Source organism: Longimicrobium sp. (assembly GCF_036399935.1).
Classification (GTDB): domain Bacteria; phylum Gemmatimonadota; class Gemmatimonadetes; order Longimicrobiales; family Longimicrobiaceae; genus Longimicrobium.
This window is the reverse complement of the sequence record NZ_DASWMD010000081.1, coordinates 59,649-85,357: the sequence shown is the minus strand read 5'-3', so window position 1 is coordinate 85,357 and position 25,709 is coordinate 59,649. Positions and strand designations below refer to the sequence as shown.

The following is a 25,709-nucleotide window of genomic DNA, read 5'->3' as shown; positions in this document are numbered from 1 at the left end:
CGCTCGCGATCGCGGCGATGAATTTTTCTGGAGAGTGATATGAAAATGGCGATCTCGCTGTCGGTTCTGTCCCTGTCGGCTGCCGCCTTCCTGGCCTGCGGCAAAGGTCCGGTCACCCAGCAAGGTGCGCAGCTCACGCTTTCCGCCGACAGCGTCACCGTGGACGTAGGCGCTTCCGCTTCGGTCACCGCCACCGTATCCAACACCGGTGAGCCGGCACAGTTCGTTTCCCGCGACCCGGGTGTGGCTGCCGTGAGTGCCACCGGCGCGATCAGCGGAGTTGCGGTCGGCTCCACATACGTGGTCGCCACGCTCTCCGGCCAGCCGGACGTGCGCGACTCCGTTCGCGTTCGCGTGCGGGTGGCGGTCGACGGCGAATGGGGGCTGCGCGCCGGGCTGATCGAAAACAACTCCGAGTTCGCCCTCGCCGAAGCGAACGGCAAGATCTACGTCCTCGGCGGGTATCCCCCCAGCCGGCAGACGGCCCGCACGGTGCAGGTCTACGACATCGCGAGCGACGCCTGGCAGCTCGGACCGCAGCTCCCGCAGCCCAACAACCACGGGATGGCGGCCGCCGTCAACGGAAAGATCTACCTGATCGGCGGCCAGACCAACGACAACCAGGAGGGCGCCACGGCGGTCAACGCGGTGTACGAGCTGGATCCCGCCAAGGGTACGTGGGTCGCCAGGGCGCCCATGCCCACGGCGCGCAGCGGGGGGGTGGCCGTCGTGCACGCCGGAAAGATCTACGTCGCCGGGGGACGCGTGCCGCGCGGAAACGACTTCGCCGTCTACGACCCGGCGGCCAACCAGTGGGAGGTGCTGCCGGTTCTGCCCAGCCAGCGCAACCACATCACCGGCGCGGCGATCAACGGGCGCATCCACATCGTCGGCGGGCGGCTGGGCAACGGGTTGTCGCCCCTGAAATCCGATGCGCACGAAGTGTTCGACCCGCAGACGCGGACGTGGACCACCGCGGCCCCCATGCTGCGCGGCCGCAGCGGGATGAACGGGGTGATGGCCAAGGGCTGCTTCCACGTCTGGGGCGGCGAGGCGCCCACCGGCATGACGCCCGACCACGACTACTACGATCCCCGCACCAACACCTGGACGAGCCTCCGCGACATGCCCAAGCCCGTTCACGGGGTCGTGGGGTCGGCCTTCGTGAACGGCCTGATCTGGGCCGTCGGCGGCGGCACCGACGTCGGCGGCGGCTCCGGCAGCCTGCTCAACCAGACCTACCGGCCGATCGTGAGCTGCGAATGACGCGGACGGTCCGGGCGGCGTTCATCCCGGACTCCCTGCCCGCCCCCGCGCCCGCCGCCGGCGGGCGCTGAGGGACGCGGCGCGAGACGGCCCCATGGTGCGCTTGCATGCACGAGCGGCGGCGATCGCCGCTGTGTGGAGCGCCCTGGCGGCCATCCCGGCCCCGGCGGCGGCACAGCACGAAGCCCACGGCGTTCCCGCGGGCGGCGCGCAGGTGGTGCTGACGGGAACGGTCTCCTGCGCCGAAGGCACGCCGCCGGGCGGTGCCGTCGTACAGCTCTTTCACGTCACCGCCCCTGGCCGTCACCTCGTGGCGGCGTCCGTCGCCGATGCCGCCGGCCGCTTCAGCGTCCGCACCGGCCCCGGCACGTACACGCTGGAGATCGGCTACCCGGGGCAGGAGCCGCACCGCCGGCAGGCCACCCTCGCGAACGCTCCCGTACGCGTCGGCGCCGTGCGCATCCGGTGCGGTCCGCTGGGGCTGGATACGGTGACGGTGCGTTCGGAACGCGACGCCGTCCACCTGCGCAGCGGCGCCACCGTCGTAGCCGCGCGCGGGTCCGCGGCGGCGGGCGGCAGCATCGCCGACCTCCTGCGCACCGTGCCTGGCGTGGAGCTGGATGCGGACGGGCGCATCAGCATGCGCGGCAGCACGAGCGTGCTCGTGCTGATGAACGGGCGGCGCATCCCGCTGGCGGGTGACGCACTCGCCGCGTTCCTGCGCCAGATGCCGGCAACGGCGCTGGAGCGCGTGGAGGCGGGCACCGCCGCGTCCGCGCGGCACGACGCGGAGGGCGCCGCCGGTGTGATGAACCTCGTCTTCCGCGATGATGCCGCGCGGCGCACCGGCATGCGCTCCCTGGCGGGCTCCCTGGCGACGGAGGACCATTACATGGGCTCCGCCGCCGCCAGCGGTGATGTGGGCCACGTCCTGACCTGGGATGCGACGTACTCCCTGTCCGGCATGCGGCCGCGGACGGACTCCAGGACGGCGCGCTGGAGCCTGGTGCCCGGCGACCTTCCGCTCCAGACGGACGAGGACAGCCGCGCTCGTGCCACGCATCGCCTGCACTCCCTCCTTGCGGGCGCCTCCCTCACGCCGACTCCGAACACGTCCCTGTCGCTGCGCGGCGCGTACACGCGGATGGATGGCGGGTACCGGAACAGCACCGCGTTCGTGTACACGAATGCGGCGGGCGACCGCGGGACGAGCGCGACCAGCAGCCTGCTGGAGCACGTGATTCCGTCGGCGGAGCTGAGCGCCGTCGCACGCGTGGATCGGGGGCGCGTCCGCTTCGCTTCCGAGGCTCGCACCAGCTTCGTGGATGACGATTCTCGCGGCGACTACGACGACGTGGGCGAGGGTGCCGCCTACCGCTACATGACCGCCGTCATGGCCTCGCGGCAGCGTGAGCACGTCTTGCGGAACGACCTCGGCATCCGCTTTCCGGGCATCAGCGTGGACGTGGGACAGGAATCCCGGTTCCGCACCCTCACCGCCGCGCACGATGCCACCCACTTTGGCACGACCGTGTCGCAGGCGTACCGCTACGAGACGAACGTGCACGCCGGCTACCTCGCCGCGCACCGCTCCAGGGGCCGCATGCGTGCGGAGGCTGGGGTGCGTGTGGAGGCGGACCGGAGCCGCATCCGGCTCGACACCGCCAGCGTCCGGACAGCCGTGCGCCTCTTTCCCAGCCTCAGCGGGGAATGGACCGACGCGCGCCGCGCTCTCGTGTACCGGCTCGCGTACGGCCGCCGCATCCAGCGGCCCGGGGCGGAGATGCTGAACCCGTTCTCCATGGCCGGGGACGAGATGAACGAGGTCATCGGCAACCCGTCGCTGCTGCCGGAGGTCTCGGACCAGGTGGAGTTTGGTGTGGAGCGGCACGGCGCGCGGCTGACGCTGCAGCTGACGCCGTACCTTCGCTGGACACGGGACCCCATCCGCCCGCTGATGGCGTCGACGGCAAGCGGCGGCTCGACGACCACGCTCACGAACTTGGGCCGCACGCGAGCCGCCGGCGCGGACGGCAGCGTCCGCGTACGGCTGGCCGGCGGCACCGCCTTGACGCTGGCGGGCAGCGTCGCCCACATGCAGACGAGGTCCGACACGTTCAGCAGCAGCGGCGTGTACACCACGGCGCGACTCACCGTCGACCTGCGGCTGGCGGAGAACACCACCGCGCAGCTCTACGCATACCGCCGGAGCGCACAGACCATCGAACAGGGGGAGATCCTGCCGGCGTTCACCAGCGAGCTGGCGCTGACGCAGCGGCTCGCCGGTGGCCGGGGGCGCGTAACCCTGCGCCTGGATGACCCGTTCCGCAGCGACCGCGTGGAGTTCCGCGTGGCCGACGCAGCCTTCACGGAGGAGAGCCGCCGGCGCACGGCGCGGCCGCTGCTGTCGCTGTTCGCGTCCTACGCGGTGGGTGGCGCGCCGCGTGAAGATGCGCCTGTCCGAACGGAGGGTCCCGCCCGGATTTTCTGATGCAGTAAAGTGACCGTCAGCGGGCGATCATCAGAGCCCCGCCCGCACACGCACCATCGACATTGCAGCCCCATGCACCGCCAATGCCCGTCAAGCGGATGGACAACGTCGGCATCGTGGTAGAGCACCTCGATGCCGCCATCGAGTTCTTCACCGAGCTTGGTCTGGAGCTCATGGGGCGCGCGCCCATCGAAGGAGAGTGGGCCGGGCGCGTCACCGGACTGGGAAACCAGCGCGTGGAGATCGCCATGATGCGCACCCCCGATGGCCACAGCCGGCTCGAGCTGTCGCGGTTCCTCGCGCCACCGGTGGTCGCCGACCACCGCAACGCCCCGGTGAACGCGCTCGGCTACCTGCGCGTGATGTTCACCGTGGAGGACATCGACGACACGCTCACCCGGCTCCGCAATCGCGGCGCAACGATCGTCGGCGAAGTGGTCAACTATCAAGACACCTATCGGCTCTGCTACATCCGCGGGCCCGAAGGAATTCTGATCGGGCTCGCCCAAGAGCTCGGCTGAGGCCCGTGTTGGTACTCACTCCGGCCCCGCACCCCTGACCCTTGTGTCGATAGGCGCCCAATGCGAAAACTCCAGCTGCCTCCCATTTCCGAGAGAATCAGGGGATTCACGATCCCTGAGTCAGGGTTTATGTATGTGTCTGACTACGACGAGATTCATAAGGTCACGTTGAGCGATCCGCCCACCGTCGAGTGGATCGAGGGAAATCCGTATGAGTTCGAAGGAACGCCCAACTATCTCGGTGTAACGGACGCTCGCCCAATACTCAACGCTGGAGGCTTCAAGCTCTCGTACGAGTTTGACCCAAAGGCCGACGTCCAGGACGTCGTCGTCACTTCGCCAACACAAACCGAGACCCTATCGTTTCGTACGCTCTCGGGAGATTGGTTTGTGGCCACATTCTCCGCTGACGCAAAGTATCTTGTGGTCGCGGAACCATATCTCATTGAGGTATATCTTGTGCAATGATAAGGACGCCTGACAAACGCTTCGAGCCGGACTCGCAGGCGCTGCGCGTTTTGCTCGCCGCTCAAACTATTCGTCAGGCATCATATGGAACGTGCCATCAAATTGGTTTCCGTGCCCGACGTCGATGTCGCTTGCGCTGGGAATCCCGGAACAAGGTGATCGATATGTCGAAACTTACGATTCGCGAGATGATCGAGCAGGTTCCGGAGGGGCAGGCGCAGACCTTCGAACGTTCGATCGCTGATCCGGGCGAGGAACGCTATCTCACCGTGTCGCAGAACTGGGATTATTTTCCCGAGCGGATGGAGTGGCTCAATCACCCCTCGCGTACCGAGGAGCCGTGGTTTGGCACACGGCACAAGCCGAGGATTTCAGTGTCCACGCTCGCTCGGCCCAACGTCAGGTTCAAAGGACCCTCCGAGCAGGTCGTGGATCTCTATTCCACCGGCAGCCATGCCTTCTTCATCTCGGACAAGCTGTTTCGGCTGATCGAGGAGATGGATCCCGGCTCGCTTGAGCACATCGGTTTCGAGCTTCGCGCGAAGGATGGCGTGCTGCCGTTTCATGCCGTGATGCCGAGCCGGGTTCTGGAGGCGATCGACACGCGCCGGACGACCGTGCGCATCGAATTCGACAGTCTCGGGGGCGGGTACTTTCGGAAGGTGCGTTTTCCCGAGGGCATTGTTTTCGACAATGACCTCCTTCAGGGCGTGTCCTCGTTTACAGACCTCGACGCGCACGCCTGGTATTGGTCGAAGGATCTCATCGCAGAAGCGAAATCGCAGGGAATCCGCGGGGTCGCCGCACATTCGCCAGCATCCCCGAAACGGCGCGAAGTCGAACGCCTGTAATTACCGGCGCGGGGAGCGGTGCAGCCATCGGACTCGGCCACGTTCGTTCGGCCGGAGAAACTGTTTCGTGGGTGGAACGCGGACATCTGCGATAAACGACATACCAGGGTAGCACGGGAGTCACCGGAGCGTAATATGTGGTCCCAATTCAGAAGATTGGCAGCCGCCTTCGGCTTGACGCCTGAACAAGTCGAGGCGGTTGAACGTGGGGGAAAAGCCACGCTCGTTCCGGTCCCATTCAGCTCCGAGATCCTGATCAGGGCGCGACCAGACCCTGACTGGACGCAGCGGATGCACGAGGCGTTCGAAGGAACCCTTGCCAACACTCGGCGGGAGCCGGCGGGTACCATCCCCATTGCGGACGGGCAGCTGGTGATCGCCGACCCGAATGCACCAGAGGCTGCGGTAACTGCTCAGGTAACAGCAGGGGAATATGAGGTCGTTCTGACTCTCGCGCATGAAGGGGCTGAGCAGACAGACGAGTATGAGCGGACAGACGACTACGACGAGTATGTCTCGCACGCCTTTGCATTGCTGCGCGACAACAAGGGCGTGACGGCCATCGAGCCGCTGACCGATGAAAATGGGGTCGAGCTCTGGGTGGGGGGCGCGATCGTGGCTTTTGCTGGTACTGGCGTCGTGCCCCGGATCGCGGCCGAGCAGCCGGGCCTGAGCACCTGGACGGTCCCCGAGCTGCTACGCATCGTCGACCCAGAAGCGAATTTGCTCGACGCCCAGTCGGTGCGATTTCCTACCAGGGATGGCACAGGTGTGCTCATCGCTTGTAATGCGGGCTATCGCCCGGGCTTCGGCCGGGAAGATTATTCCTTGTTCAGGCTTGCCGATGCCGAGGGAGCTACCGTTGGAGTCCTGGTGGACTTCTGGGTTGACAATCGCCCCGGGGATGATGATCTCTCCGAGCAAGAAGCCCGGGATCCATGAGGGGGCCCCGGGCTTCATGCAACCTGTCAATCACCGCCCGGTCTAAGGTGGCCCGCCGCGAAAACTGCGAATGATCGCCTGCGTCAGCGTGTACGAGCACCCGCGTCACGTCGGACCCTGTCACCGGTCCGGCGGCGTCGCCTGCGTCGCCTGCGTGGCCGGCGTCTCCAGCGTGCGCAGCACGTCGTGCCACGCGAAATTCCCGCCGATGCCGCGGACGTAGTAGTCCATCCACGTCATCTGCGCGGTGCTGTTCGCCAGGCGATTGCGCACGCCCGGCGTTCCGTGCTGCTCGCCGGGGTAGATGAACAACTCCGTCGGCACCCCGAGCGACTGCAGGGCGGTGTACATCTCGAGCTGCTGGCCAATGGGCACCCGTGGGTCGCCCCGCGTACCGTAAAGGAACGTCGGCGTCTTTACGTTGTGTACGTAGCGGATCGGCGACTGTGCCCAGTAGGCCTCGGGGGCCTCCGCCGGCAGGCGTCCATCGAACCAGGCGAGACGCGGACGCTGAAAGTCGCTGCCCGCATACATCGAGAACCAGTTCGACACGCCCGCACCCGCGGCCGCCGCCTTGAAGCGGCCGGTCTGCGTCACGATCCAGTGCGTGAGGCTGCCGCCGGCGCTGTGGCCGAGCACGCCCATCCTCGTTGAGTCGGCGAGCCCCTGCTGGATCAGGTAATCGACGCCCGACATCACGTCGGCGAACGACCTTCCGAAGTAGTCGCCGACGAGCCCCGCCTGAAATTGCCCGCCGTAGTTGCTGGAGCCGCGGTAGTTCGGCGAGAAGACGAGATACCCCGCGCCTGCGTAGACCTGCGGCGCGTCATCGTCATCGCCGTTGAACTGCATCACCTCGGCCGCGTGCGGCCCGCCGTGAAGCACCACCATCAGCGGGTAACGCTGCCCGGGCTGGTAGCCGGCGGGCTTCACGAGCACGCCGCCCACGCGGGTACCGTCACTCGACGTCCATGTGATTTCCTCCGTCTCGCCGAGCGCGATGCCGGCGAGCTGCGGGTTCGTGGCGGTAAGCTGCCGCCAGGCCGCGCGGTTCCCCATGCGCTCGGCCGACGACGCGAGATACATCGTCGGCGGCGTGGTGGGATCGGAGTATTGCAGCGCGACCATGGGCGAGCCTTCGATCGGCGTCGCGCTCACGGTGCCCTTCACCTCCGTCAGCTGCCGTACCCGGCCGCTCCCCACGTCGAGCGCAAAGAGCTGCGTGGTCGCGCGGAGCCCGGTGCTGAAGTAGATCGTGCGTCCGTCCCGCGACCAGAAGCCGGTGCGTACGTCCCCGTCGAAGCCGTTGCCGAGCTTCCGCTTGGGGCCGCCCGACGCGGCTGTGCGGCGCACGAAGACGCGCCGGTTCGTGAGATTGAACCCTGTCGTATCGTCGGACGCGGTGTAGGCCAGCCACTCGCCGTTGGGAGAGAAGCTCACCTCGCCCTCCATCGCGTCCTGGTTGTTCGTCAGCCGCTCGACCTGCCCCGAAGCGGTCTCCAGCAGGTGCAGATCCGCATGGAGTTGCTGATCGATGTTCCCCGTGCGCTGATACCGGTCGTTCGGCAGTGTGCGGAAGCCGATCCAGCGGCCGTCCGCGGACAGGGTGAAGTCGACGACGCTGCGCGAGGAGTCGGTGTCGAGCCGCGCCGTTGCGCGCGACGCGACATCGAACGCGAACAGATGCGTCGGCGGCACCAGGGTGTGCTGGATCTGCGCGGTGAAGCCCTTCTCCCGGCGCGCGCGCTCGTCGGCCGGCGTGGTGTCGGCGGCCGTGAAGAAGATCCGCCTGGAATCGGGGGAGAACTCCCACTGGTCGATGCCGGTGGGGTGCCGCGTGAGCTGCTGCGGCGCGGCCTCGCGGCCGGCGACGACGTCCGCGACGGCGAGTGCATGGAGTTGCTGGCTCTCCGCTGAACGCCCGGTGCGGTACACGAGCCACTGGCCGTCCGGGCTGAACACGAACCCGCCCACCGACGTTTGCGACGTGGTGATCTGCCGCGGTGTGGCGCTGTCGGGGCGCGTGATGTAGAGCTGGCTCGGCCCACTGGGATTCGACGCGAACACGATCCACCCGCCGTCGGGCGTCCACTGGGGACGCGCCTCCTGCTGGTCGTCGGTGAACGTGATCCGCCGCGTCGACTCCACGCCGCGCTCCAGGGAAACGACGTAGATGTCGCCGAGCGCCCTCCCGGTATGCCAGTTCGGGACCGTGTACTGATAGGCCATCCACTTGCGGTCCGGACTGATCGACGGATTTGCCGCGGTCGGGAGCGTGTACATGTCGACGAACGACATGGGACGCTTCGCGCCGGCGCGGGCGCGCCCCGTGGTGTCCTGCGCGGCGGCGGCCGCGGGGAGTGTAGCGAGCGCCAGCGCGACGCCCGCGATTCGGAGCAAGTTCATCGGATGGATGGTAGGGATGGAACCGCGCCCGTGCGCACGGCGGCGGTGCAATGAGGTGACCAGGAGCCGCGCTGACAGCTCCCTCATTGATGTTCCGCCGCGTTCCGCACGATTCGTCCGCTCGGCGTTCAATATTTGACTTCGCAGCCGTAGGGCTGGGTCTGCGCGACCGCGATCGGCTGGCCCGCCAGCCCCGCATCGAGCGCGGCGCGGACGTAGTTCGTGGCTCCCGCGATGTCCTTGGCGCTCGGCGAAGGCCGGTTGTCGATCGCACCGGCGTAGCGAAGCACACCCTGCGGATCGATGATCGCGTACTGCGGCGTGTTGCGGGCTCCGTACTGCCGTCCGAGCACGCCCGCCGTGTCGCGGATGATGGCGGTCGGCGCCGCGCCCTTGTCGCGAGCCATCTCGTCGGCCTTTTCCGCGTTCGTGTACCCCTGCCTGCCCGGGCCCGACGACACCACCGCGAGCCAGATCACTCCCTTCCTGGTGTACTCCTGCTGCATTGCCTGCGAGTTCCCCACCCCGTTCACCAGGGCGTAGTGCTTCTTGGTGTACGGGCATCCATGGTTGAACCACTCCAGGACCACCCACTTGCCGGCATATCCGGCGAGCGAATGCGATTGGCCGCGCGTGTCGGTCGCCGTGAACGCCGGCGCGGGGCCGCCGACCGTCAGGAGGTCCGGCAGGCTCGCCGGGTCCTCGTGGGCGGCGATGAACCGGCGTGCGGCGATACCGCCGAGCAGCAGTACGGCGACGGCAACCGCGGCGATGATGCGACGCTTGCGGGAGCGCCGCGGGGGCGTGGTCGTGTCAGTCATGGAGTTCCTTCGAGGGTCAGTGAGGGTTGGATTCGGTCGCTGGCCGGCGCCGCCGGCGATGGGGCTGGGGAAGGTGACGCCGCGGCGCGTTCCAGCGCGCCGGTCACGATGCCAGAGGTAAGCAGCGTGGGCATGACGATGGGCGCCGCATCTCGCGCCCTGGGGTAGACGACGACGAACGGCACGCTGGTGCGCCCGAACGCCGCGAGTGCGCGCGTGACGACGGGGTCGCGCGTGGTCCAGTCGGCACGCAGCAGCACGACGTCGCGATCACGAACCGCCGTGCGAACCGCCTCCGATCCGAACGCGACGCGCTCGTTGACCTTGCAGGTGAGGCACCAGTCGGCCGTGAAGTCCAGCAGGACGATGCGGCCGCTGTCGCGCTGGGCCTCCAGCAGCGCCGCGCTGTACGGCCGCCAAGCCAGCGCGCCCTCAGTCGCCGCCGCGCTCCCCGCCTGCACCCCGCCTGGCGTCAATTCACCCTGCGCGCGTGCACCCGAGACGAGCGCCAGCGCGCCGGCGGCTGACGCGAGTGCGAGCACCTGTGCGAACCGGCGGCGGCCCGCCGGCGCCGCCAGGGTGCCGAACCGGCCGAGCGCCCACAGCCCGAACGCGAGCAGGGTGCACGCGGCGAGCAGCGCGACCAGCGCGTTCACCCCGGCCTGGCGGCCGAGCACCCAGCCAAGCCACACGACCGTCGCGAAGAGCGGAAAGGCGAGCACCTGGCGGAGCGTCACCATCCAGGCGCCCGGCTTCGGCAGCCAGGCACGCAGGCGTGGCACCGCGGCCACCATCGCCAGCGGCCAGACCAGCCCCAGCCCCAGCGCCGTGAACACCACGAACGAGGCGGCCGCCCCCGCCGTGACCGCGTACGCCACCGCCGCCGCGAGGAATGGGGCGGAGCACGGCGTGGCCAGCGCGGTGACGAGCACGCCGCCCAGGAAGGCTTCCACGCCGCGGGGGGCACGGCTCGCCGCGGCGGAAAGACTCCCGCCGACCGGCATCAGGTCGAACACGCCCGCCATGTTCAGCCCCGCCGCAAAGATGACGAGCGCGAGTGCGCCGACCACGGCGGGATTCTGCAGCTGGTAGCCCCACCCGACCTCCGAGCCGGCCGCGCGGAGGGCGAGCAGCACGCCCACGAGCGCCCACATCGACACGAGCACGCCGGCCCCGAACAGCAGCACGTGCCGTCGCGCCGTTCGCGCGTCGTGTGCGGCCGCTTCCGCAATCCCCAGCGCCTTGATGGAGAGCACGGGGAGCACGCAGGGCATCAGGTTGAGCAGCGTCCCGCCGAGCAGGGCCAGGAGCCCCGCGGTGGCGAACGCGACCCATCCCGCGCCCGCGCCAGGAGCAGGTGGCGCCATGGCGGCGAGCTGCGCCATCGCCACGACCGGCGCATCCACTTCCAGCATCATGCGGGGCGCGTCGCCACCCGCGGAGGCGGCGGTGTCGATGGCGAGCACCCCGGTGATCCTGGATGGCGTCCCGGCCGCGTACGCGGAGCGGCCGATCTGCATCTCCAGGCCGGCCGGCCACGTGCGAACCCGGGGCTGCGCCGCGTGGTCGATCACCCCCGTCGAGTCGATGAAGAACTCCACGCGCGGCGAGGTACGCCCCCCGGCGATCGCGCCCGCAGGCGGATACGCGTGCAGCAGCACGTTCGAAGAATCGACCGCGGCGCTGAACGTCCAGCCGTCGCGCCGCGCCGGGACGCGCGCGGCCTCCGCGGCGAACGCGCGGGCGACGGTCTCGTCGGCGATCGTCCGGGTGGCCACGGGCACGGCGAGCGCGACCTCCACGTCCCCCGCGACGCACTCCAACTCGCACACCACCACCGAGAGGGCCGCCACGACGTTCGCGGTCGATCCCACACGCGCGGACGGCGGCACGTCCACCGCGCCGAGGAGGTGCACCTCGCGCTCGTAGCCGTACGACGCGAGCGGCGGCGATTCGATGCGTTCCGGCGTGGGCCAGCGGAGCGGCGCGGCGGTAAAGCCGTCCGGCAGGCGCCAGGTGACCTCCGGGGCGCTGCCCACGTCGCCCGCGTGACGCCAATACGTGTGCCATCCCGGGTTCGGGCGTAGCCGGATGGCCACCGGGATCGTGTCGCCCGGCGCCACCGCCCGGGCCGCGCTCCGGAGCTCGGCCTCCACGGGACGGTCGGACGCGGCGCGCACCAGCGATGCCGGACGCGGCGACGACTGCGCCGGGGCCAAAGCCGGGAGCATCGCCGCGGCGAGGACTGCGAGGAGGACGCGAGTGTGGATCATTGAGGGGATGATCGCGATTGTGGGAGTGCATCGAGAGCCGGCGCTGGCCATCGACGCTGGTGAGCAGGAGCGCGAAGCCCGGGTAGCGGACGCACCGGTGTACCGGCTAACTAATACACTAATGCTCTCGGGGACCGATGGCAAGGATCATCTTCAGCACGGGCCCCCAGTACAGTCGGAAGCCTGCCGACCGTCACGGAGCCGCCGTTCGCCCAACGGTAGATCGGAACCGTCGAATGGGGAGAAATGGCATCGCCAGCAGGTGCCGGACGCTCCTATCATCATGGGAAGCTACGCAGCGCCTTCATCCATCTGCCCGCGAGACGTTCGATGCACCTGATCCTGATCATCTCTCTCCAACAGGCCACGCCGGTGTGGCGCGAAGGGGAAAAGGCGGCCGCCGCGATCGGGTTTGGCACCGGGGTCGCGGTCGCCTTCCTCGTCTACCGCCTCGCCCGGCGGGTGCCGTGGCCCAAGCCGTTCCGCCTGCGGTTCGCGGCGCTGCACCTTGTTGCCGCGCCATTGGCCTCGCTGACCTGGTACGCCCTTTCGGTCACGCTCGAGAGCCTGGTTCCCGGATACATCCCCGACGTGCAGGGGGGCAGCCGGGTAGAGATGCACCTGATGCTCGGAACCATCTTCTACGCCATTGTGGCCGGGGTGGCCCATGCCGTGGAGGGGAGCGCGCGCGCCGCGCGTGCCGAGGCGATGGCGGCGCGGACGCAGTTGGCGGCCCTCCGGGCGCAGTTGCACCCGCACTTTCTCTTCAACGCGCTTCACACCGTCGTGCAACTGATCCCGGTGGATCCTGCTCGCGCCATGGAGGCGGCGGAGCTCGTCGCCGACCTGCTGCGCGCGACGCTGGAGGAGCAGCGCGACGAGGTGACGCTTGGGGATGAATGGGGATTCGTGGACCGCTACCTGGCCGTCGAGCGCATCCGCTTCGGCGAGCGGCTGATCGTGCGCGCGGAGATGCCTGAGGATCTGCTGGACGAGCGCGTCCCCGCGTTCGCGCTGCAGACGCTGGTGGAAAACGCGGTGCGGCATGGCGCGGCGCCCCGGGTGGCCGCGACGGAGATCGTGGTCACCGCCGCCGGCACCGCGTCCGAGCTGACGCTCTCGGTCCGCAACTCGGGAGACGGCAAGCCCGCCCCCGCATCCGGCGCGGGGACAGGAACGGGGCTGGCGCGGCTGCGCGAGCGGCTGGCGGTGCTCTACGGCAGCGCGGCGCGGCTGGCGTGCGGCCCGGCCGCGGACGGGGGATACGAGGCGGTGCTCGTCGTGCCGCGGCACCGCGGGAGGGCCGTGTGAAGGTGACGGCGTTCGTCGCCGACGACGAGCCGGTGGCGCGCGCGGGGCTGCGCGCAATGCTCACGGCCTTCGACTGGGTGCAGGTGATCGGCGAGGCGGCCGACGGCGAGTCGGCGGTCACGCAGATAAACGCGCTGCGGCCGGAGCTCGTCTTTCTCGACGTGCAGATGCCCGGGCTGCTGGGGACGGACGTGCTACGGCGGCTGGAGCGGCCGCCGTTCGTCATCTTCACCACGGCGTTCTCCGAGCACGCGGTGACCGCGTTCGAACTAGGCGCCGTGGACTACCTGCTGAAGCCCTTCGGCCCTTCGCGACTGGCCGGCGCCATGGAGCGCGTGCGCACCGCGCTCGGCGAGCCCGCCCCCGCCGACACCTTCGAGCGGCTGAGCGGCGCGCTCGCCGGCGGGCCCATCAGCCGGCTCTTCGTGCGGGTGGGCGGAACGCTGGTTCCCCTCCCTGTCGAGCGCGTGGCGTGGTTCGAGGCCAGCGGCGACTACGTAACCGCGCACGCGGGAAACGCCAGGCACCTGCTGCACCTCTCCCTGAGCCGCCTGGAGGCCCGGCTGGACCCGCGGCGCTTCGTGCGGGTGCACCGCGCCCACATCGTGAACCTGGACCACGTACGCGCGTTCCGGCGCGACGCCCGCGGCAACCTGGAAGCGGAGCTGCTGGACGGCGCCCGCGTGCCGGTGAGCCGCGCGAAGGCGCAGGAGATCAGGAGCCTGGGCCGGTAGGACACACGCCGATTCACTGGGATGTCCCGCCGCACGTCGACGGTCGCGGTGGAGGCTGCCTCGTCCATCCACTTGACAGTATGTCCAGCGAACTACTACATTGTGTCCAATGAACGCGCGAGAGAAGATCCTTGAAGCCGTTGTTGGCCTGCTGGGCACCGAAGTGGGGGCCGGGTTCACCTATGATCGTCTCGCACGCGAGGCGAAGGTGTCGCGCCAGACGCTGTACGCGCACTTCCCTACCCGGGCAGACCTGCTCGTGGCCGTGGCGGACCATGCCCGTGCGAAGCTCGACGCGGACCGGCTGAGCCTGCCCATTCTCGAAGCCGCCACGGGCGTCGACGCACTCGCCGCGCTGCTGGCCTTCCACGTCGCCTTCACCCCCAGGGTGCTGCGCGAGTACAGGGCGGTGGAGTTCGCGCGCTCCACCGACCCGGAGCTGATGAAGGCCTTCGGGCAACGCACCCGCGGCCGCGACCAGCTCATCCGCCTCGTCATGACCCGGCTGGAGGCCGAAGGGCGGCTGCAGCCCGCGTGGACCGTCGCCACCGCCACCGATTTCGTCACCGCCGTCGTGAGCGCATCCACGACCTACGAGCTGCTGGAAAACCGTGGATGGACCCCCGCGGAGCTCCAGGAGCGCCTGCTCCGGGTGTTCACCCGGTCACTTCTCACCCCAAGCACCGAGGGAGGAACTCATGACCGTTGATCCCACCGCGATCGCGACCGAGCTGTTCGCGCAGCTGGAGACGGCGTGGAACGCCGCCGACGGGGCCGCCTTCGGCAAGCCTTTCGCCGGCGTGACGGACTTCGTGGACGTCCGAGGCGCCCACCATCACGGCGACGGCGTGGCCATGGGCCGGGGCCACCAGCACATCTTCGACACCATCTACAAGGGCAGCACCGTCCGCTACCAGGTGACCGCCGCCCGGGAGGCGGTGCACGGATGCATCGTGGCGACGGCTTCGGCCACCCTGGATGCACCCTCCGGCCCCCTGCTCGGCACCAACCAGTCCCGGATCACGGCCGTGGTCGTTCGCGAGGACGACCGCTGGGCGATCACGGCGTTCCACAACACCCTCGTTCTCCACGCGCCCCGCGCATAAGCGACGCCGCGGATCTCCATCCACGCACGAGGCGGCGGCGCCCGGTCCGGCGCGCCGCCTGGCAATCAAGAACCTGTGTTTCTTGTCCAGAGCGGCCCGCGCGGCTAAGATGCGCTGCCTCGCGCATGTTCCCGTTCCCCTCTGGAGGTACCCGATGCGTTTCTCGCGAATCATCCCGCTGCTCGTCGCCACCCTGGCCGCCGGAGCCTGCCTGCCGACGGCCGATGACATCGATGCCGAACTCGAAGCGGCGCTGCAATCGGTCGTCGGGCCGTGGAACGGAACGTCACAGACGCTCACGTTGGACTTTCAGCTGCAGGCGGGAACGGGGAACGCCGTGTCGGGAAGCGGCACCATGAAGGAGGCAGCGGCGGCGGGCACGGTGCCCATTACGGTGACCGGTACCTTCCAGCGTCCGCAGCTGAGCCTGACGTTCAGCGGAATGACCTTCGAAGGGAAGGCCGTGCAGGGCACGTTCACGGGCAACTACACGACCGTCGGCGGCATCAACGGCCCCCTGCAGCTGACGGCCACGGGGTATTCCAAGAGCGTGACGATCCTGCTGCAGGAACGCTGACGCCCTGACCCGGGAACGCTACGACGGGGAGCCGAACCGCACGCCGTTCAGCGTGTGCGTGCAGCACGTACAATAGGGGACGAGGTCCCGCGCCCTGAGATCGGGATTGACGAGCCGCAGGATTCCGGCGTCGTCGATGTACAGGCCGCTGTAGTAGCTGGACTCTCCCACTCGCACCTTCTCCTGCCTCTCGTGCTCGTGCCGCGCGACGAGCCAGAAGATGGGATCGGGTCGATCGAGCCGAGCGACCGCCTCGCTGTAGACGCTGTCCCACTCCGAGCCCACCTTGGAGAGCAGGAACCTGAACAACGGCGTGTAGTCCAGCCCCCGCCGGCTCTTCCCGTGCATGGGGCTCCGGCTGGCATCGGATTCACCCAGCGCCTTCCGCCCCGTCCGGAAGTTGCCGCCCGTGTCGTGGTGCACCCGGTGCGTCTGGGTGTTCACCTTCCGGTAAAGCGGCTCCTTGTGCGCACCGTCGCGGGAACGCCCCCTGTCCTCCGGACGCACGATCAGACCAGCGGCAGGGTCAGCGTGAACGTGCTCCCCACGTCGAGGGCGCTCTCGACGGTGAGGTCGCCCGCCATGCGCACGGCGAGGTCGCGGCTGATGGCCAGGCCGAGCCCGGTTCCCTCGTGCGGGCGTGAGAGGTCGCTGCGCACCTGCACGAACGGGTCGAAGATCGAGTCCAGCTTGTCCGCCGGAATGCCCATCCCCGTGTCGCGGATCTGGATGCGGGCGCGGTCGCCGTCGCTGGCGCACACGATCTCGATCCGGCCGCCCGGATCGGTGAACTTCACGGCATTGGATGCCAGGTTCACCAGGATCTGCCGCAGCTTCTCCGGATCGGCGCGCACGGCGAGGGTGGGAGGGGCGGCGGGGATGGAGAGCGTCAGTCCCTTGCTGCGCGCCTGCGGCCTCACCAGCAGCTCCGCCGCGGCAAGCGCCTCCCCCACGGGGACGTCCGTGATGTCGAAATCCACGGTGCCCGTCTCCAGCTTCGCGTAGTTCAGCACCTCGTTGATCAGCCCCAGCAGGTGGCGCTGGCTCAGCTGGATCCGCCGCAGGTCGTCCAGCTGCGCGCGCGTCACCGGCCCGCGGATTCCCATCTCCAGCAGCTCCGCGTACCCGCCGATGGCGTTGAGCGGCGTCCGCAGCTCGTGGCTCATCACCGCCAGGAATTCGCTCTTGGCGCGGTTCGCCGCCTGTGCCTCGTCGCGGGCCTGCTCCGCTTCGCGCCGCGCGAGCACCTGTGCCGTCATGTCGGCGCCGTGCGCGATGACCCCCGACCACGTGCCGTCGGCCTCCATGAGCGGAAGGTAGGTAAGGTCCAGGAACCGCTCCTCGAGCGCGGCCCCCGCCTGGCGTTCCACGAGCAGCGGCACGTCGCGGCCCACGAAGGGCTCGCCCGTCGCCAGCACGCGGTCCAGCAGCTCCTTGAACCCCTGGTCGCGCACCTCGGGGAGCGCCTCGAACACGGGCTTTCCCAGCAGCTCCCGGTGCCCGACGAGCTGGTAGTAGGCGTCGTTCACCAGCTCGAACACGTGCTCCGGCCCGCGGAGCACGGCCAGGAACGTGGGTGCCTGGCGGAACACGTCGGCCAGCCGTGCCCGCTCCAGCTGCAGCTCGCCCAGCAGCTTCTCGCGCTCCCCCTCCATCTCGCGCCGGGCACTGATGTCGTTGAACAGCATGGCGATTCGCCGGTCCCGGGGCGCTCCGACGCGGAAGATGAAGACGTCGAACCATCGGCCCAGCCCTTCGGCGGCGGACTCGAACCGCGCGGGCTCGCCCGTGGCCGCCACCCGCCCCACCCTCTCCACCCAGTTGTCCTCCAGCCGGGGGATCAACTCGCGCGCCGTGCGTCCGACCGGGTCGGAAATGCCCGAGTGTTCCACAAAGGCCGGGTTCGCCTCCAGGTACCGGTAGTCGACTGCGCGTCCGTCCGCATCGTGGAGCACCTCGGCGATGAAGAATCCCTCGTCGAGGCTGTCGAAGAGCGACTTGTACTTCGCCTCGCTCTCCATCAGGGCCTCCGTCTGCATCTCCAGCTCCACCGTCTGCGCCTGAAGCATCTCGTTGGCCTGGGTCAGCGCGGCGCTTTCCTGGTTCAGTTCGGCGACGGTCTCCACGGCAGCCACGCGCGCCCGCTCGCTGTCGGCGTGCTCGCCGGAGAGCCGTTCCAGCGAGGCTTGCAGCCGCACCTGTTCCGTGACGTCCTCCACGCGCTGGACCAGGTGCGTCACGTGGCCGGAGTCGGGATCCAGGACGGGCGTGTGGATGGGGCTCCAGTAGAGCTGCTCCCACGTGCCGTCCGGCAGGGGGACCGGGTACAGCTGCACGGGCATGGGGTCTGGCGCGCGGGTCGCGAATGCGCCTCCAGCGAGGCACGGACGTTCTGCTCACCCGTCGCATCCGGGTCTTCGGGCGGATCGGGGAACGCCTCGAAGATGCCGCGGCCGACGATCCCCCGAGGACCGTCGCGGGTGGACGACGTGGCTTGCAGATACGCGTCGCTCGCGGCGACGATCGTGTAGCGCGGGGCGTCGGCCAGCAGGATGAGGAAGAGCCCGGGAAGTGCGGCGATCAGGCTGTCGGCGGGGGGAACGCCGGCTGGCCGGGACGCACCGTGCTCCAGGTCCGTGCCATCATCCACGGTGTGCGTGTGCATGCGAGAGGACTACGGGTACCGGACGGGCGTGCCGCAGGTGCGGCACGCCCGTGATCCTTCGCAATTCCGTAGCCGCTATCCGGCGGAGTGGTCCAGCCCCCGCGCGGCCTCCAGATACGCGGACGGCATGAGCACCCGCTGGATGATGGAACGCAGTCCAGCGCGGACCAGGACGGGATAGAAGCGCAGCAGCGGACGCAGCCACGCCCCCACCCCTCGGCTGAAGAGAGCCTGTCCCTCCACGTCAACGCATTGGCTTCACTCCTCCTGGATCCCTGCGTCAGAGGCTTCGGCTTCTTCCGGCCACGCGTCCTTAAACGACGTGTGCAGATCTCGAAGAGGGCCATCGTCGCCCGAGACGAAGCTGATCAGCAGGTGGAGGCTGTACATTCTCATGGAAAAAGCGTCTTCAATCTCCTCCTCACTTGGCTCTTTGTCATCGAAATCGGGGTTAGACGGGATCTCAACATACCGCAACCACCACCGGTCGAGCTTGCTTACAAGGCGGACGATTTCGCCGAGTAGATGGGGATCGACCTCGACGCCAGCCTCCAGAATGATTCGCGGAATGTTGTGCGCGATGAAATTCCGGTGATCACGGACCTTCCTCAGTGCCTCGATGTCCGCCGTGTCCAACGCACCCATCTCAACGAACCACTCTGCGGAGGCGAGGTACACCATCTTATGCCGGGTGAGAACCTTCGCTTTGTAGTCTGGCCCAGGAACCACGCCCTCTGGTGTCCACTCGCTTGCATAGAACGACTTCAGACGTTCAACAAGCGCCTCCATGAGGAACTCGTACGCGGTGAGATAAACCGAGCCGATGGTCAGACTGAATCGCAGCGACTCGGAATCAAGGAACTTCTCCCAACTCCTTCGAGCCCGATCCGGGGCAGTGTCTCGTTCCATGGTGTCAGCCGGCAACGTGTTCTGGCGGAGAAAGGCGGGCTACTCTGCAGAGCCACCTGAGTCCTTTAAGTAGACGGATTGTGGTGACCGTGCAAGCGTTCTCAACGCGCTCAACTGAGGGTGATAAGCGAAGTCCTAGTCGCCAAGCTCTGCACAAGTGCCGGAAGCGCATTGAATGAGTGACTGTATTGGTCTCAAAACGTTGCGGTACGTGAACTTTCGTTTAGACTTCGTCTATTCGTCACCCCTGACACCCTGAATGAGAGGCACCGATGGAAACCGATCCGAACTGCTCCTGCCTGTACGATGCCGAGGGCAACATCATCTACCGCGACCCGTATTGCAGGGCGACCTTCCTACACTGAGATGTTCGCTCACGAGCGGTGACGCCCGCGTCGTCGGGCTCATCTCCATCTCAAGTAGCATCCAAGTTCACCTGAGGCTCCGCAGGACCTCCACCCTCTCACTCTCGACCACGGGTGAGAGGGCGAGGCCAGCGTCGCTGCGCGTGGCACTCTTCAGGGTTTCGTGTGCTGTCCGCGTTTCGGCGGAGTGGTCCAGCCCCCGCGCGGCCTCCAGATACGCGGCTGGCATCATCAGCCGCTGGATGATGGAACGCAATCCGGCGCGGACCAGGACGGGATAGAAGCGCAGGAGCGGACGCAGCCACGCCCCACCCTTTAGCCGCAGCAGGCCTCGCACGTGCCCCGGCGTCAGGATGACCTGCAGCCGCAGCAGGAGATGGTAGCGCCACCGTCCAAGGTGCTTCCGGTACTGGGCGTAGAGCGCTTCCGTGCCCTCCCCGCGTACCAGATCGCGCCGCAGGTGAAGCTCGCGATCGAGCCTCCATTCGGCGTAGGTCCGCGGGAGATCGGGGATGCCCAGGCCCGTGCCCACCCGTCGGAACACGTCGTAGAGTTCTGCCCTCTCATCCGCGGTCAGGGGCCGCGCGAGCATTTCGTGTGCTCGCTCGGAGTAGTCGATGAGCATGTAGAGCACGTCGCGGTGCGCCCAATCCGGGATGCGCTGGCCCCGCTGGCCCTCCACCGCCGTATGCACCGCCCGGATTCGATCGAGCGTGCGCGCCGCCGTGGATTCATCCGCGAAGACGATGTGCTGCGCGTAGCCCGCGGTCGAAAAGAGCCGGCCGATGGGATCCGCCGGCAGCTTGCCCGTGAAGAACAGCCAATCGACCGCACGGTTCAGCGCGAACTCCGCGGCGGAGCCGGCGAAGACCAGCAGCACCATGTCTCCATCGCCCCAGATCCTGCGGACGATGGAATCGCGATCGACGAAATCCCCTGCCCTGCCCCGCTCGCAGGCAACTTCCGGCGGCAGCACCGCCGCGGGACCTGCCAAATCGAGAGCTCGTCTGCGGTGAACCGCCCGTGGCGCGGCCTCAGCCCTCAATGTCCACCTCCTCCACGTTGTCGAACCGCTCCGTGTCGATCAGCACCACATAGGGGTCGATGCCGGCGTCGGACGGCTTCTTGGGCACCGTTACCGTGATCGTGTGCTGGCCGGAGCGGATGCGGTGCATGCGCAGGTACAGCGTTTCGCCGAACTCGCTGCCCTGCCCCTCCGTCGGCGCGAAGACCCCGATGGGCACCCACTCGTCCATCGGCCCTTCCGTTTCGACCCCCGTGGGCGCGACGGTCACCTTGCGCGCCTTTACGCGAATCGTCACCTGCCAGGTGCCGGCCGCGGTCTTTCTGGCCGTCGCCCGCTCCGTCTCCAGCTCCCAGAAGGTGTTCGCCGCGAACAGGTCGTGCAGCAGCGGCCGCAGCGAATCCGGCGTCACCGCCTGCAGCTCGCGGTACAGGTCCAGCGAGGTCGCGCCGCCCGCACGCGGGTTCTCCATCAGGCGCCGGAACGCCAGGTCCACGCGCTCCCTGCCCATGTACTCGCTCATGGCGTACAGCGCGAACGGGCCTTTGCGGTAGGCCGCGTACGGGTCCAGCGCCCGCAGCAGCGGCTGCGACTGGCGGATGGGCGGAATGGGCGACGGCTGGCGGAAGAAGCGCAGCAGCCGCCGCAGGTGGTCGCGCCCGTAGGTATCTTCGATGGCGCCCATCGCGGCGTACCATGCGAAGCTCTCGGTGATGAGTGGCGCGCCCTCGGCAAAGGCGTACGCAACGCCCCACTGGTGCGCCATCTCGTGCGCGACGACGGCGAACGGCATGTCCAGCCCCTGTGGGTCGTGCTCCGCGTTGTAGCGCGAAAACCCTTCCGTGAAGTCGATGGTGCCCGGCTCGGCGTGCGCGCCGATGCCCTGCCCGGGATTCTCCACCAGCCGGATGATGCTCCCGTGCCGGTACGGGCCGTACGCGCGGGTGTTGTACGCCAGCGACGCGCGCACGCTGCGCAGCATGCGCTGCAGGTTGGCGGCGTGCGCGGGGTGATGGTACACCTGGATGGTGACCGGCTGCCCCCCGCTCGCCGGAGGCGTCCACCGCTCCTCGTGCACCGCGTACGCGGCGGAGAAGAAGGCGTACTCGCTGCCGATGGGCGTGTCGGTCACGTAGTGGAAGTAGCGGCGCCCCCGCTCCGTCCACGTGCGGCGTAGCGCCCCAGGGGCGACGGCGACCTGGTCGGCATCCGTCCCGATGACCGCGTCCAGGGTGATGGGGTCGGGGCCGGTCGACTCCCGTTCGCCCGTGACGTCGCCGGCCTCGGCCAGCGTGGGGACCATGGGCCGCGCGGGAAGCCCCTGCCCCCGCCGGTCGCTTGGCTTGAAGAGCTCGCGGCTCTCCTGGTAGCCGATGGCGGGGAGCCAGTCCTGGCCGCGGAAGTAGGTGCTGGCCCGGGTCACGGACAGCACCGGGTCCACACCGCCGTTCCGGAAGCCGCGCTGCGCCACGCGCACCGTAAAGTTGAGGCGGAGCGAATCCCCGGGCTGCAGCGGCTGCCGCAGGGCATAGATCCGGTGCCGGTGCTCCGCATCCTCCAGCACGCGCGCGGCGGGCCGGTCGAAGCTCACCTCCCCGGTCTCGACGCCGATGGAGGGCGCCACGTGGATGGAGTCGATCGCCGCCGCCGTGTGGTTGACCAGGTGATAGGTGCCGCGGATGTCGGCCGCCCGCCGCCGGGGATGGATCTCCACGCGCAGGGTGACGCCCGACAAGCGAGGCTGCGGAACGTCCGCGTACCGCCCGTAGAGGCGCTCGTACTCGGCGCGCAGTTCCGCGACCCCGGCGGCGGTGCGGTACTGGTTGAGGACGTTGGTGTTGTAGAAGATGAACCCACCCAGCCCCAGGATCAGAGCCGCGGCCAGCGCGGAGGCTCCGGCGGTCGGCCGCGTGAACCGGCCGCGCGCCAGGTGCAGGCGAATGCGCAGCTTCTTCTCCAGCCCGCGCACCCAGAGCAGCCGCGCCGCGACGGCCAGCAGCAGCGCCCAAGCGACCCAGTACATCATGAACCACAGCCACGGCCCCAGCGACGCGCCAAAGCCCCGCATGTCCGAGTACTTCCAGGCCGGCACGGCGCCGTACACCAGCAGGTTGTGCCCCACGCCCAGCCAGTCGGCGAAGATGATCAGCGCGTAGATGATCAGGGCCGCCATGTGGCCCAGGTACTTCTGGTTGATCATCCCCTGCACCGCCAGGGCGAGCAGGGCGAACAGCAGGTATTCGGGCAACTGAAGCCCGAAGAGAACCTTCAGGTACAGGCCGACCTGGAACTCGTGGAAACCCATGCTCACCTGGATGAGCATGCCGATGACCATCAGCACCAGCATCCACGCGGCGAGCAGCAGGCCCAGCGCCCCGAACTTGCTCAGGAACGGCACCCACTCCGGCACCGGCGCCGCATCCGAAATCTCCCCCAGCCCCGCCTCGCGCTCGCGCCAGACCAGCTCCCCCGCCCAGATGACGGTAAGCATGGGGATGACCAGCCACGGCGTCATGAAGTTGGTCAGCGGCGTCGCCAGGAACGTCAGCACGTAGCCGGTCCGCGGCAGCAGCGGCGTGCCCATGTTCACCAGGTGCTCGGGCAGGATCATCACCGCCACGACCGCGAGGGGAAGGGTGACGATCAGCCCGACCCGGCTCTTGGCGACGGACTTGAACGACGACCACGCGATGTCCAGCGCCTGCCGAACGTGGGTGGCGAAGCCGAAGGTCCCTTGCACGCGCGGGACGGCGATGGCGTTCCTCGTCAGCTCGGTGCCGGAGGGCGTGGGGGCGTGCGCGGCCCGCCGGCGCCCGATGCGGCTCCACCACGGCTGCGCGGCCAGGTGCTCGAACCGGAAGCGGGCGTAGGTGAACGCCAGCACGGCCGCGGCGATGCCGATCCAGAGCAGGCGACGCCAGAGCAGCGCGCCCTCCAGCCGCAGGAGCCGCGTGTTCTTTTCGATCGGCGTCCAGCCCGTCGTAACGTCGAAGATGGTCATGTGGGCCAGGGCGTCGAGCACCGTCGCCAGCGCCAAGTCGTCCAGAAAGACCATGACCGCGACGATCCCGCCGTAGACCACGGAGAACAGCAGCACGCTCCCCACGTAGCTGCCGATGGCCCGGCGCCCCCGCGTGGCCACGGCGAACTGGATGGCGGTGACGATGAAGGCGTTCGGCAGCGCGAGAAAGGCGTACGCGCTGAGGTAGGCCATGGGGCGGAACGGGCCGATCACCTGCGCGTCCACGCCGGGCAGGTAGACGGCCAGCATCACGCCCACCGGCACGGCCAGCATGATCAGCGCGTTCAGGGCGAGGGCAGCCAGGAACCGTCCGCCCAGGTACTGGCCCCTGGTGATGGAGGCGGTCCAGGTGAGCGGATGCATCCCCGCTTCCACGTCGCGCACCGCCACCTCGCCGGCGACGCCCGCGCCCAGCAGGAGCCAGAACAGGCTGCTCATGATGGTGACGACCGCGATCACGTACGGCGAGTTGATGTAGAAGTCCCCGTAGAGCGCGTCAGCCAGGAAGTTCTTCCGCACGAACAGGTACGCGACGACCACCATCGCCACGAAGGGCAGCCAGGTGGAAAGCCGGCGCGCCTGGTAGGCGAACTCGAAGCGGAAGATCTCGCGCAGCTTCATGCCGCCGCCTCCGCCCGCTCGCGCCGCCGGCCGATGTGGCCCGCCATCGTGGCGAAGTACACGTCCTCCAGGTCCGGCTCGGCGGGGTCAAAGGCGGGGCCGGGCGATCCGTCGGCATAGACGTGCACCAGGGTCTTGCCCGCGAGCAGCTTGGTGGAGATCACCGCGTGCTCCCGCTCCATCTCCGCCAGCTCGCGCTTTTCGATCACGCTCCGCCAGATCCGCCCCCGCATCTGCTCGATAGCGCCCAGCGGCTCGGCCTCCAGCAGGATCGTACCCCGGTCGATGATCGCCATCCGCGTGCACAGCTCGCTGACGTCCTCTACGATGTGCGTGGAAAGGATCACCGCGCTGTTCTCGCCCAGCTCGCTCAGCAGGTTCAGGAAGCGCACGCGCTCCGCCGGGTCCAGCCCCGCCGTCGGCTCGTCGACGATCAGCAGCTTCGGATTCCCCAGCAGCGCCACCGCGACGCCGAACCGCTGCCGCATTCCGCCCGAGTAGCCGCCCAGCTTCTGCTTGCGCACGTCCCACAGGTTCGTCTGCCGCAGCAGCGCCTCTACGACCTCCCGGCGCGCCTTCTTGGCGGCGATGCCCTTGAGGATGGCGAAGTGCTCCAGCAGTTCCTCGGCGCTCACCTTGGGATACACGCCGAACTCCTGCGGCAGGTAGCCGAGCGTCTGCCGTACGCGGTCCTTTTCGCGGACGACGTCGATCTCGCCCAGGCGGATGCTGCCGCTGTCCGGCTCCTGCAGCGTGGCCAGGATGCGCATCAGCGTGGACTTGCCCGCGCCGTTCGGCCCCAGCAGGCCGTACATCCCCGCCGGGATCGTAAGCGATACGTTGTTCAGCGCCTGCACGCCGTTGGGGTAGGTCTTGGATACGTCGCGGATTTGCAGTTCCATGGCTTTCCCAATGTGTTCGACGCCCAGGCGGAATTCGGTGCACTCGCCTGTCTCTCCTGAGCATGAAGAACTTTACGACACAAAGGACTTGCGCGCAAGGGTCCCACCACGCGGGAGACCCGGCCGCGAATCTCCTCTCGGCCGCCGTCCGTATTCTCCTCTGGGAAGCTGGCCATGCTTTCGGCGAACGAAGGTATCGCACACCGGCCCCGCGCCGGGCCCTTGGGGGCCAGGGCGCGCACTTGACGATCACAACGGACCGTATGGCAGAGAAGCAGGAAGCAGGCAGTACCCGCAGAGGCGGGAGACGGAAGATGACACGTACTTATTGCGTGGGCTGCTGGAGAGAATTCAAAACCGACGGGGAGATCCCCTGCCCTGATTGTGGATGTAGCCCAGTGCTGCCCAAACGAGAAAGCCTGGGCTACCGGATC

At 68.4% G+C, this 25,709-nt stretch carries 21 protein-coding genes; 11 read left to right on the top strand and 10 right to left on the bottom strand.

Going from position 1 to position 25,709, the window contains the following annotated elements; translation table 11 throughout:
- Positions 1–39: 39 nt before the first annotated feature.
- The 6 genes from VGB24_RS24420 (at position 40) to VGB24_RS24395 (ending at position 6,539) form a co-directional block, all read left to right on the top strand.
- The gene (locus VGB24_RS24420) at positions 40–1,266 is read left to right on the top strand and encodes a Kelch repeat-containing protein (RefSeq protein ID WP_331075547.1); all 1,227 of its coding nucleotides are present in this window, start codon (positions 40–42) and stop codon (positions 1,264–1,266) included.
- Positions 1,267–1,360: 94 nt separating this feature from the next.
- Positions 1,361–3,757, top strand: a complete 2,397-nt coding sequence (locus tag VGB24_RS24415; RefSeq protein WP_331075546.1) for a TonB-dependent receptor domain-containing protein — start codon at positions 1,361–1,363, stop codon at positions 3,755–3,757.
- A gap of 83 nt (positions 3,758–3,840) precedes the next feature.
- Positions 3,841–4,278 (top strand): VOC family protein, encoded by a 438-nt coding sequence (locus VGB24_RS24410; RefSeq protein WP_331075545.1) that lies wholly within the window; start codon positions 3,841–3,843, stop codon positions 4,276–4,278.
- Between the two features lie 60 nt (positions 4,279–4,338).
- The gene (locus VGB24_RS24405; RefSeq protein WP_331075544.1) at positions 4,339–4,746 is read left to right on the top strand and encodes a hypothetical protein; all 408 of its coding nucleotides are present in this window, start codon (positions 4,339–4,341) and stop codon (positions 4,744–4,746) included.
- Between the two features lie 164 nt (positions 4,747–4,910).
- A complete protein-coding gene (locus tag VGB24_RS24400) occupies positions 4,911–5,597 on the top strand; it encodes an imm11 family protein (RefSeq protein ID WP_331075553.1) in 687 nt (228 codons plus the stop codon).
- Positions 5,598–5,888: 291 nt separating this feature from the next.
- Positions 5,889–6,539, top strand: coding sequence for a hypothetical protein (locus VGB24_RS24395; protein WP_331075543.1), 651 nt, complete (start codon positions 5,889–5,891; stop codon positions 6,537–6,539).
- A 120-nt stretch (positions 6,540–6,659) separates the two neighbouring features.
- Here VGB24_RS24395 and VGB24_RS24390 read toward each other — a convergent pair whose 3' ends face one another.
- From VGB24_RS24390 to VGB24_RS24380, 3 genes are all read right to left on the bottom strand, one after another.
- Positions 6,660–8,939 (bottom strand): S9 family peptidase, encoded by a 2,280-nt coding sequence (locus tag VGB24_RS24390; protein WP_331075542.1) that lies wholly within the window; start codon positions 8,937–8,939, stop codon positions 6,660–6,662.
- 134 nt (positions 8,940–9,073) lie between these two features.
- Positions 9,074–9,766: a redoxin domain-containing protein gene (locus VGB24_RS24385; protein WP_331075541.1), complete on the bottom strand. Its 693-nt coding sequence runs from the start codon at positions 9,764–9,766 to the stop codon at positions 9,074–9,076.
- Positions 9,763–12,039 carry a protein-disulfide reductase DsbD family protein gene (locus VGB24_RS24380; protein ID WP_331075540.1) on the bottom strand — a complete coding sequence of 759 codons (2,277 nt, stop codon included), beginning with the start codon at positions 12,037–12,039 and terminating at the stop codon, positions 9,763–9,765. Before VGB24_RS24380 ends, VGB24_RS24385 begins: the two co-directional genes overlap by 4 nt.
- A 330-nt stretch (positions 12,040–12,369) precedes the next feature.
- Here VGB24_RS24380 and VGB24_RS24375 point away from each other — a divergent pair, with 330 nt between their 5' ends.
- The 5 genes from VGB24_RS24375 to VGB24_RS24355 all read left to right on the top strand — a co-directional run bounded on the left by VGB24_RS24375 (position 12,370) and on the right by VGB24_RS24355 (position 15,767).
- Positions 12,370–13,350: a sensor histidine kinase gene (locus VGB24_RS24375; protein WP_331075539.1), complete on the top strand. Its 981-nt coding sequence runs from the start codon at positions 12,370–12,372 to the stop codon at positions 13,348–13,350.
- Positions 13,347–14,084 carry a LytTR family DNA-binding domain-containing protein gene (locus tag VGB24_RS24370; RefSeq protein WP_331075538.1) on the top strand — a complete coding sequence of 246 codons (738 nt, stop codon included), beginning with the start codon at positions 13,347–13,349 and terminating at the stop codon, positions 14,082–14,084. Before VGB24_RS24375 ends, VGB24_RS24370 begins: the two co-directional genes overlap by 4 nt.
- Positions 14,085–14,193: 109 nt before the next feature.
- The gene (locus tag VGB24_RS24365; RefSeq protein ID WP_331075537.1) at positions 14,194–14,793 is read left to right on the top strand and encodes a TetR/AcrR family transcriptional regulator; all 600 of its coding nucleotides are present in this window, start codon (positions 14,194–14,196) and stop codon (positions 14,791–14,793) included.
- Entirely contained in the window at positions 14,783–15,190 is a 408-nt protein-coding gene (locus tag VGB24_RS24360) for an SgcJ/EcaC family oxidoreductase (protein ID WP_331075536.1), read from the top strand. The genes VGB24_RS24365 and VGB24_RS24360 overlap by 11 nt, the downstream gene beginning before the upstream one ends.
- A 154-nt stretch (positions 15,191–15,344) precedes the next feature.
- On the top strand, positions 15,345–15,767 hold the full coding sequence (locus VGB24_RS24355) for a hypothetical protein (RefSeq protein WP_331075535.1): 423 nt from the start codon (positions 15,345–15,347) through the stop codon (positions 15,765–15,767).
- Between the two features lie 18 nt (positions 15,768–15,785).
- Here VGB24_RS24355 and VGB24_RS24350 read toward each other — a convergent pair whose 3' ends face one another.
- From VGB24_RS24350 to VGB24_RS24320, 7 genes are all read right to left on the bottom strand, one after another.
- Positions 15,786–16,211 carry a hypothetical protein gene (locus VGB24_RS24350; protein WP_331075534.1) on the bottom strand — a complete coding sequence of 142 codons (426 nt, stop codon included), beginning with the start codon at positions 16,209–16,211 and terminating at the stop codon, positions 15,786–15,788.
- A gap of 65 nt (positions 16,212–16,276) precedes the next feature.
- Positions 16,277–18,109 carry a PAS domain-containing sensor histidine kinase gene (locus VGB24_RS24345; protein WP_331075533.1) on the bottom strand — a complete coding sequence of 611 codons (1,833 nt, stop codon included), beginning with the start codon at positions 18,107–18,109 and terminating at the stop codon, positions 16,277–16,279.
- Between the two features lie 398 nt (positions 18,110–18,507).
- Positions 18,508–18,675: a hypothetical protein gene (locus VGB24_RS24340; protein ID WP_331075532.1), complete on the bottom strand. Its 168-nt coding sequence runs from the start codon at positions 18,673–18,675 to the stop codon at positions 18,508–18,510.
- A gap of 15 nt (positions 18,676–18,690) precedes the next feature.
- The gene (locus tag VGB24_RS24335; protein ID WP_331075531.1) at positions 18,691–19,341 is read right to left on the bottom strand and encodes a hypothetical protein; all 651 of its coding nucleotides are present in this window, start codon (positions 19,339–19,341) and stop codon (positions 18,691–18,693) included.
- 432 nt (positions 19,342–19,773) lie between these two features.
- Entirely contained in the window at positions 19,774–20,700 is a 927-nt protein-coding gene (locus VGB24_RS24330) for an oxygenase MpaB family protein (RefSeq protein ID WP_331075530.1), read from the bottom strand.
- A 40-nt stretch (positions 20,701–20,740) separates the two neighbouring features.
- A complete protein-coding gene (locus tag VGB24_RS24325; RefSeq protein WP_331075529.1) occupies positions 20,741–24,373 on the bottom strand; it encodes a hypothetical protein in 3,633 nt (1,210 codons plus the stop codon).
- Positions 24,370–25,275 carry an ABC transporter ATP-binding protein gene (locus VGB24_RS24320; RefSeq protein WP_331075528.1) on the bottom strand — a complete coding sequence of 302 codons (906 nt, stop codon included), beginning with the start codon at positions 25,273–25,275 and terminating at the stop codon, positions 24,370–24,372. Before VGB24_RS24320 ends, VGB24_RS24325 begins: the two co-directional genes overlap by 4 nt.
- Positions 25,276–25,709: the final 434 nt, after the last annotated feature.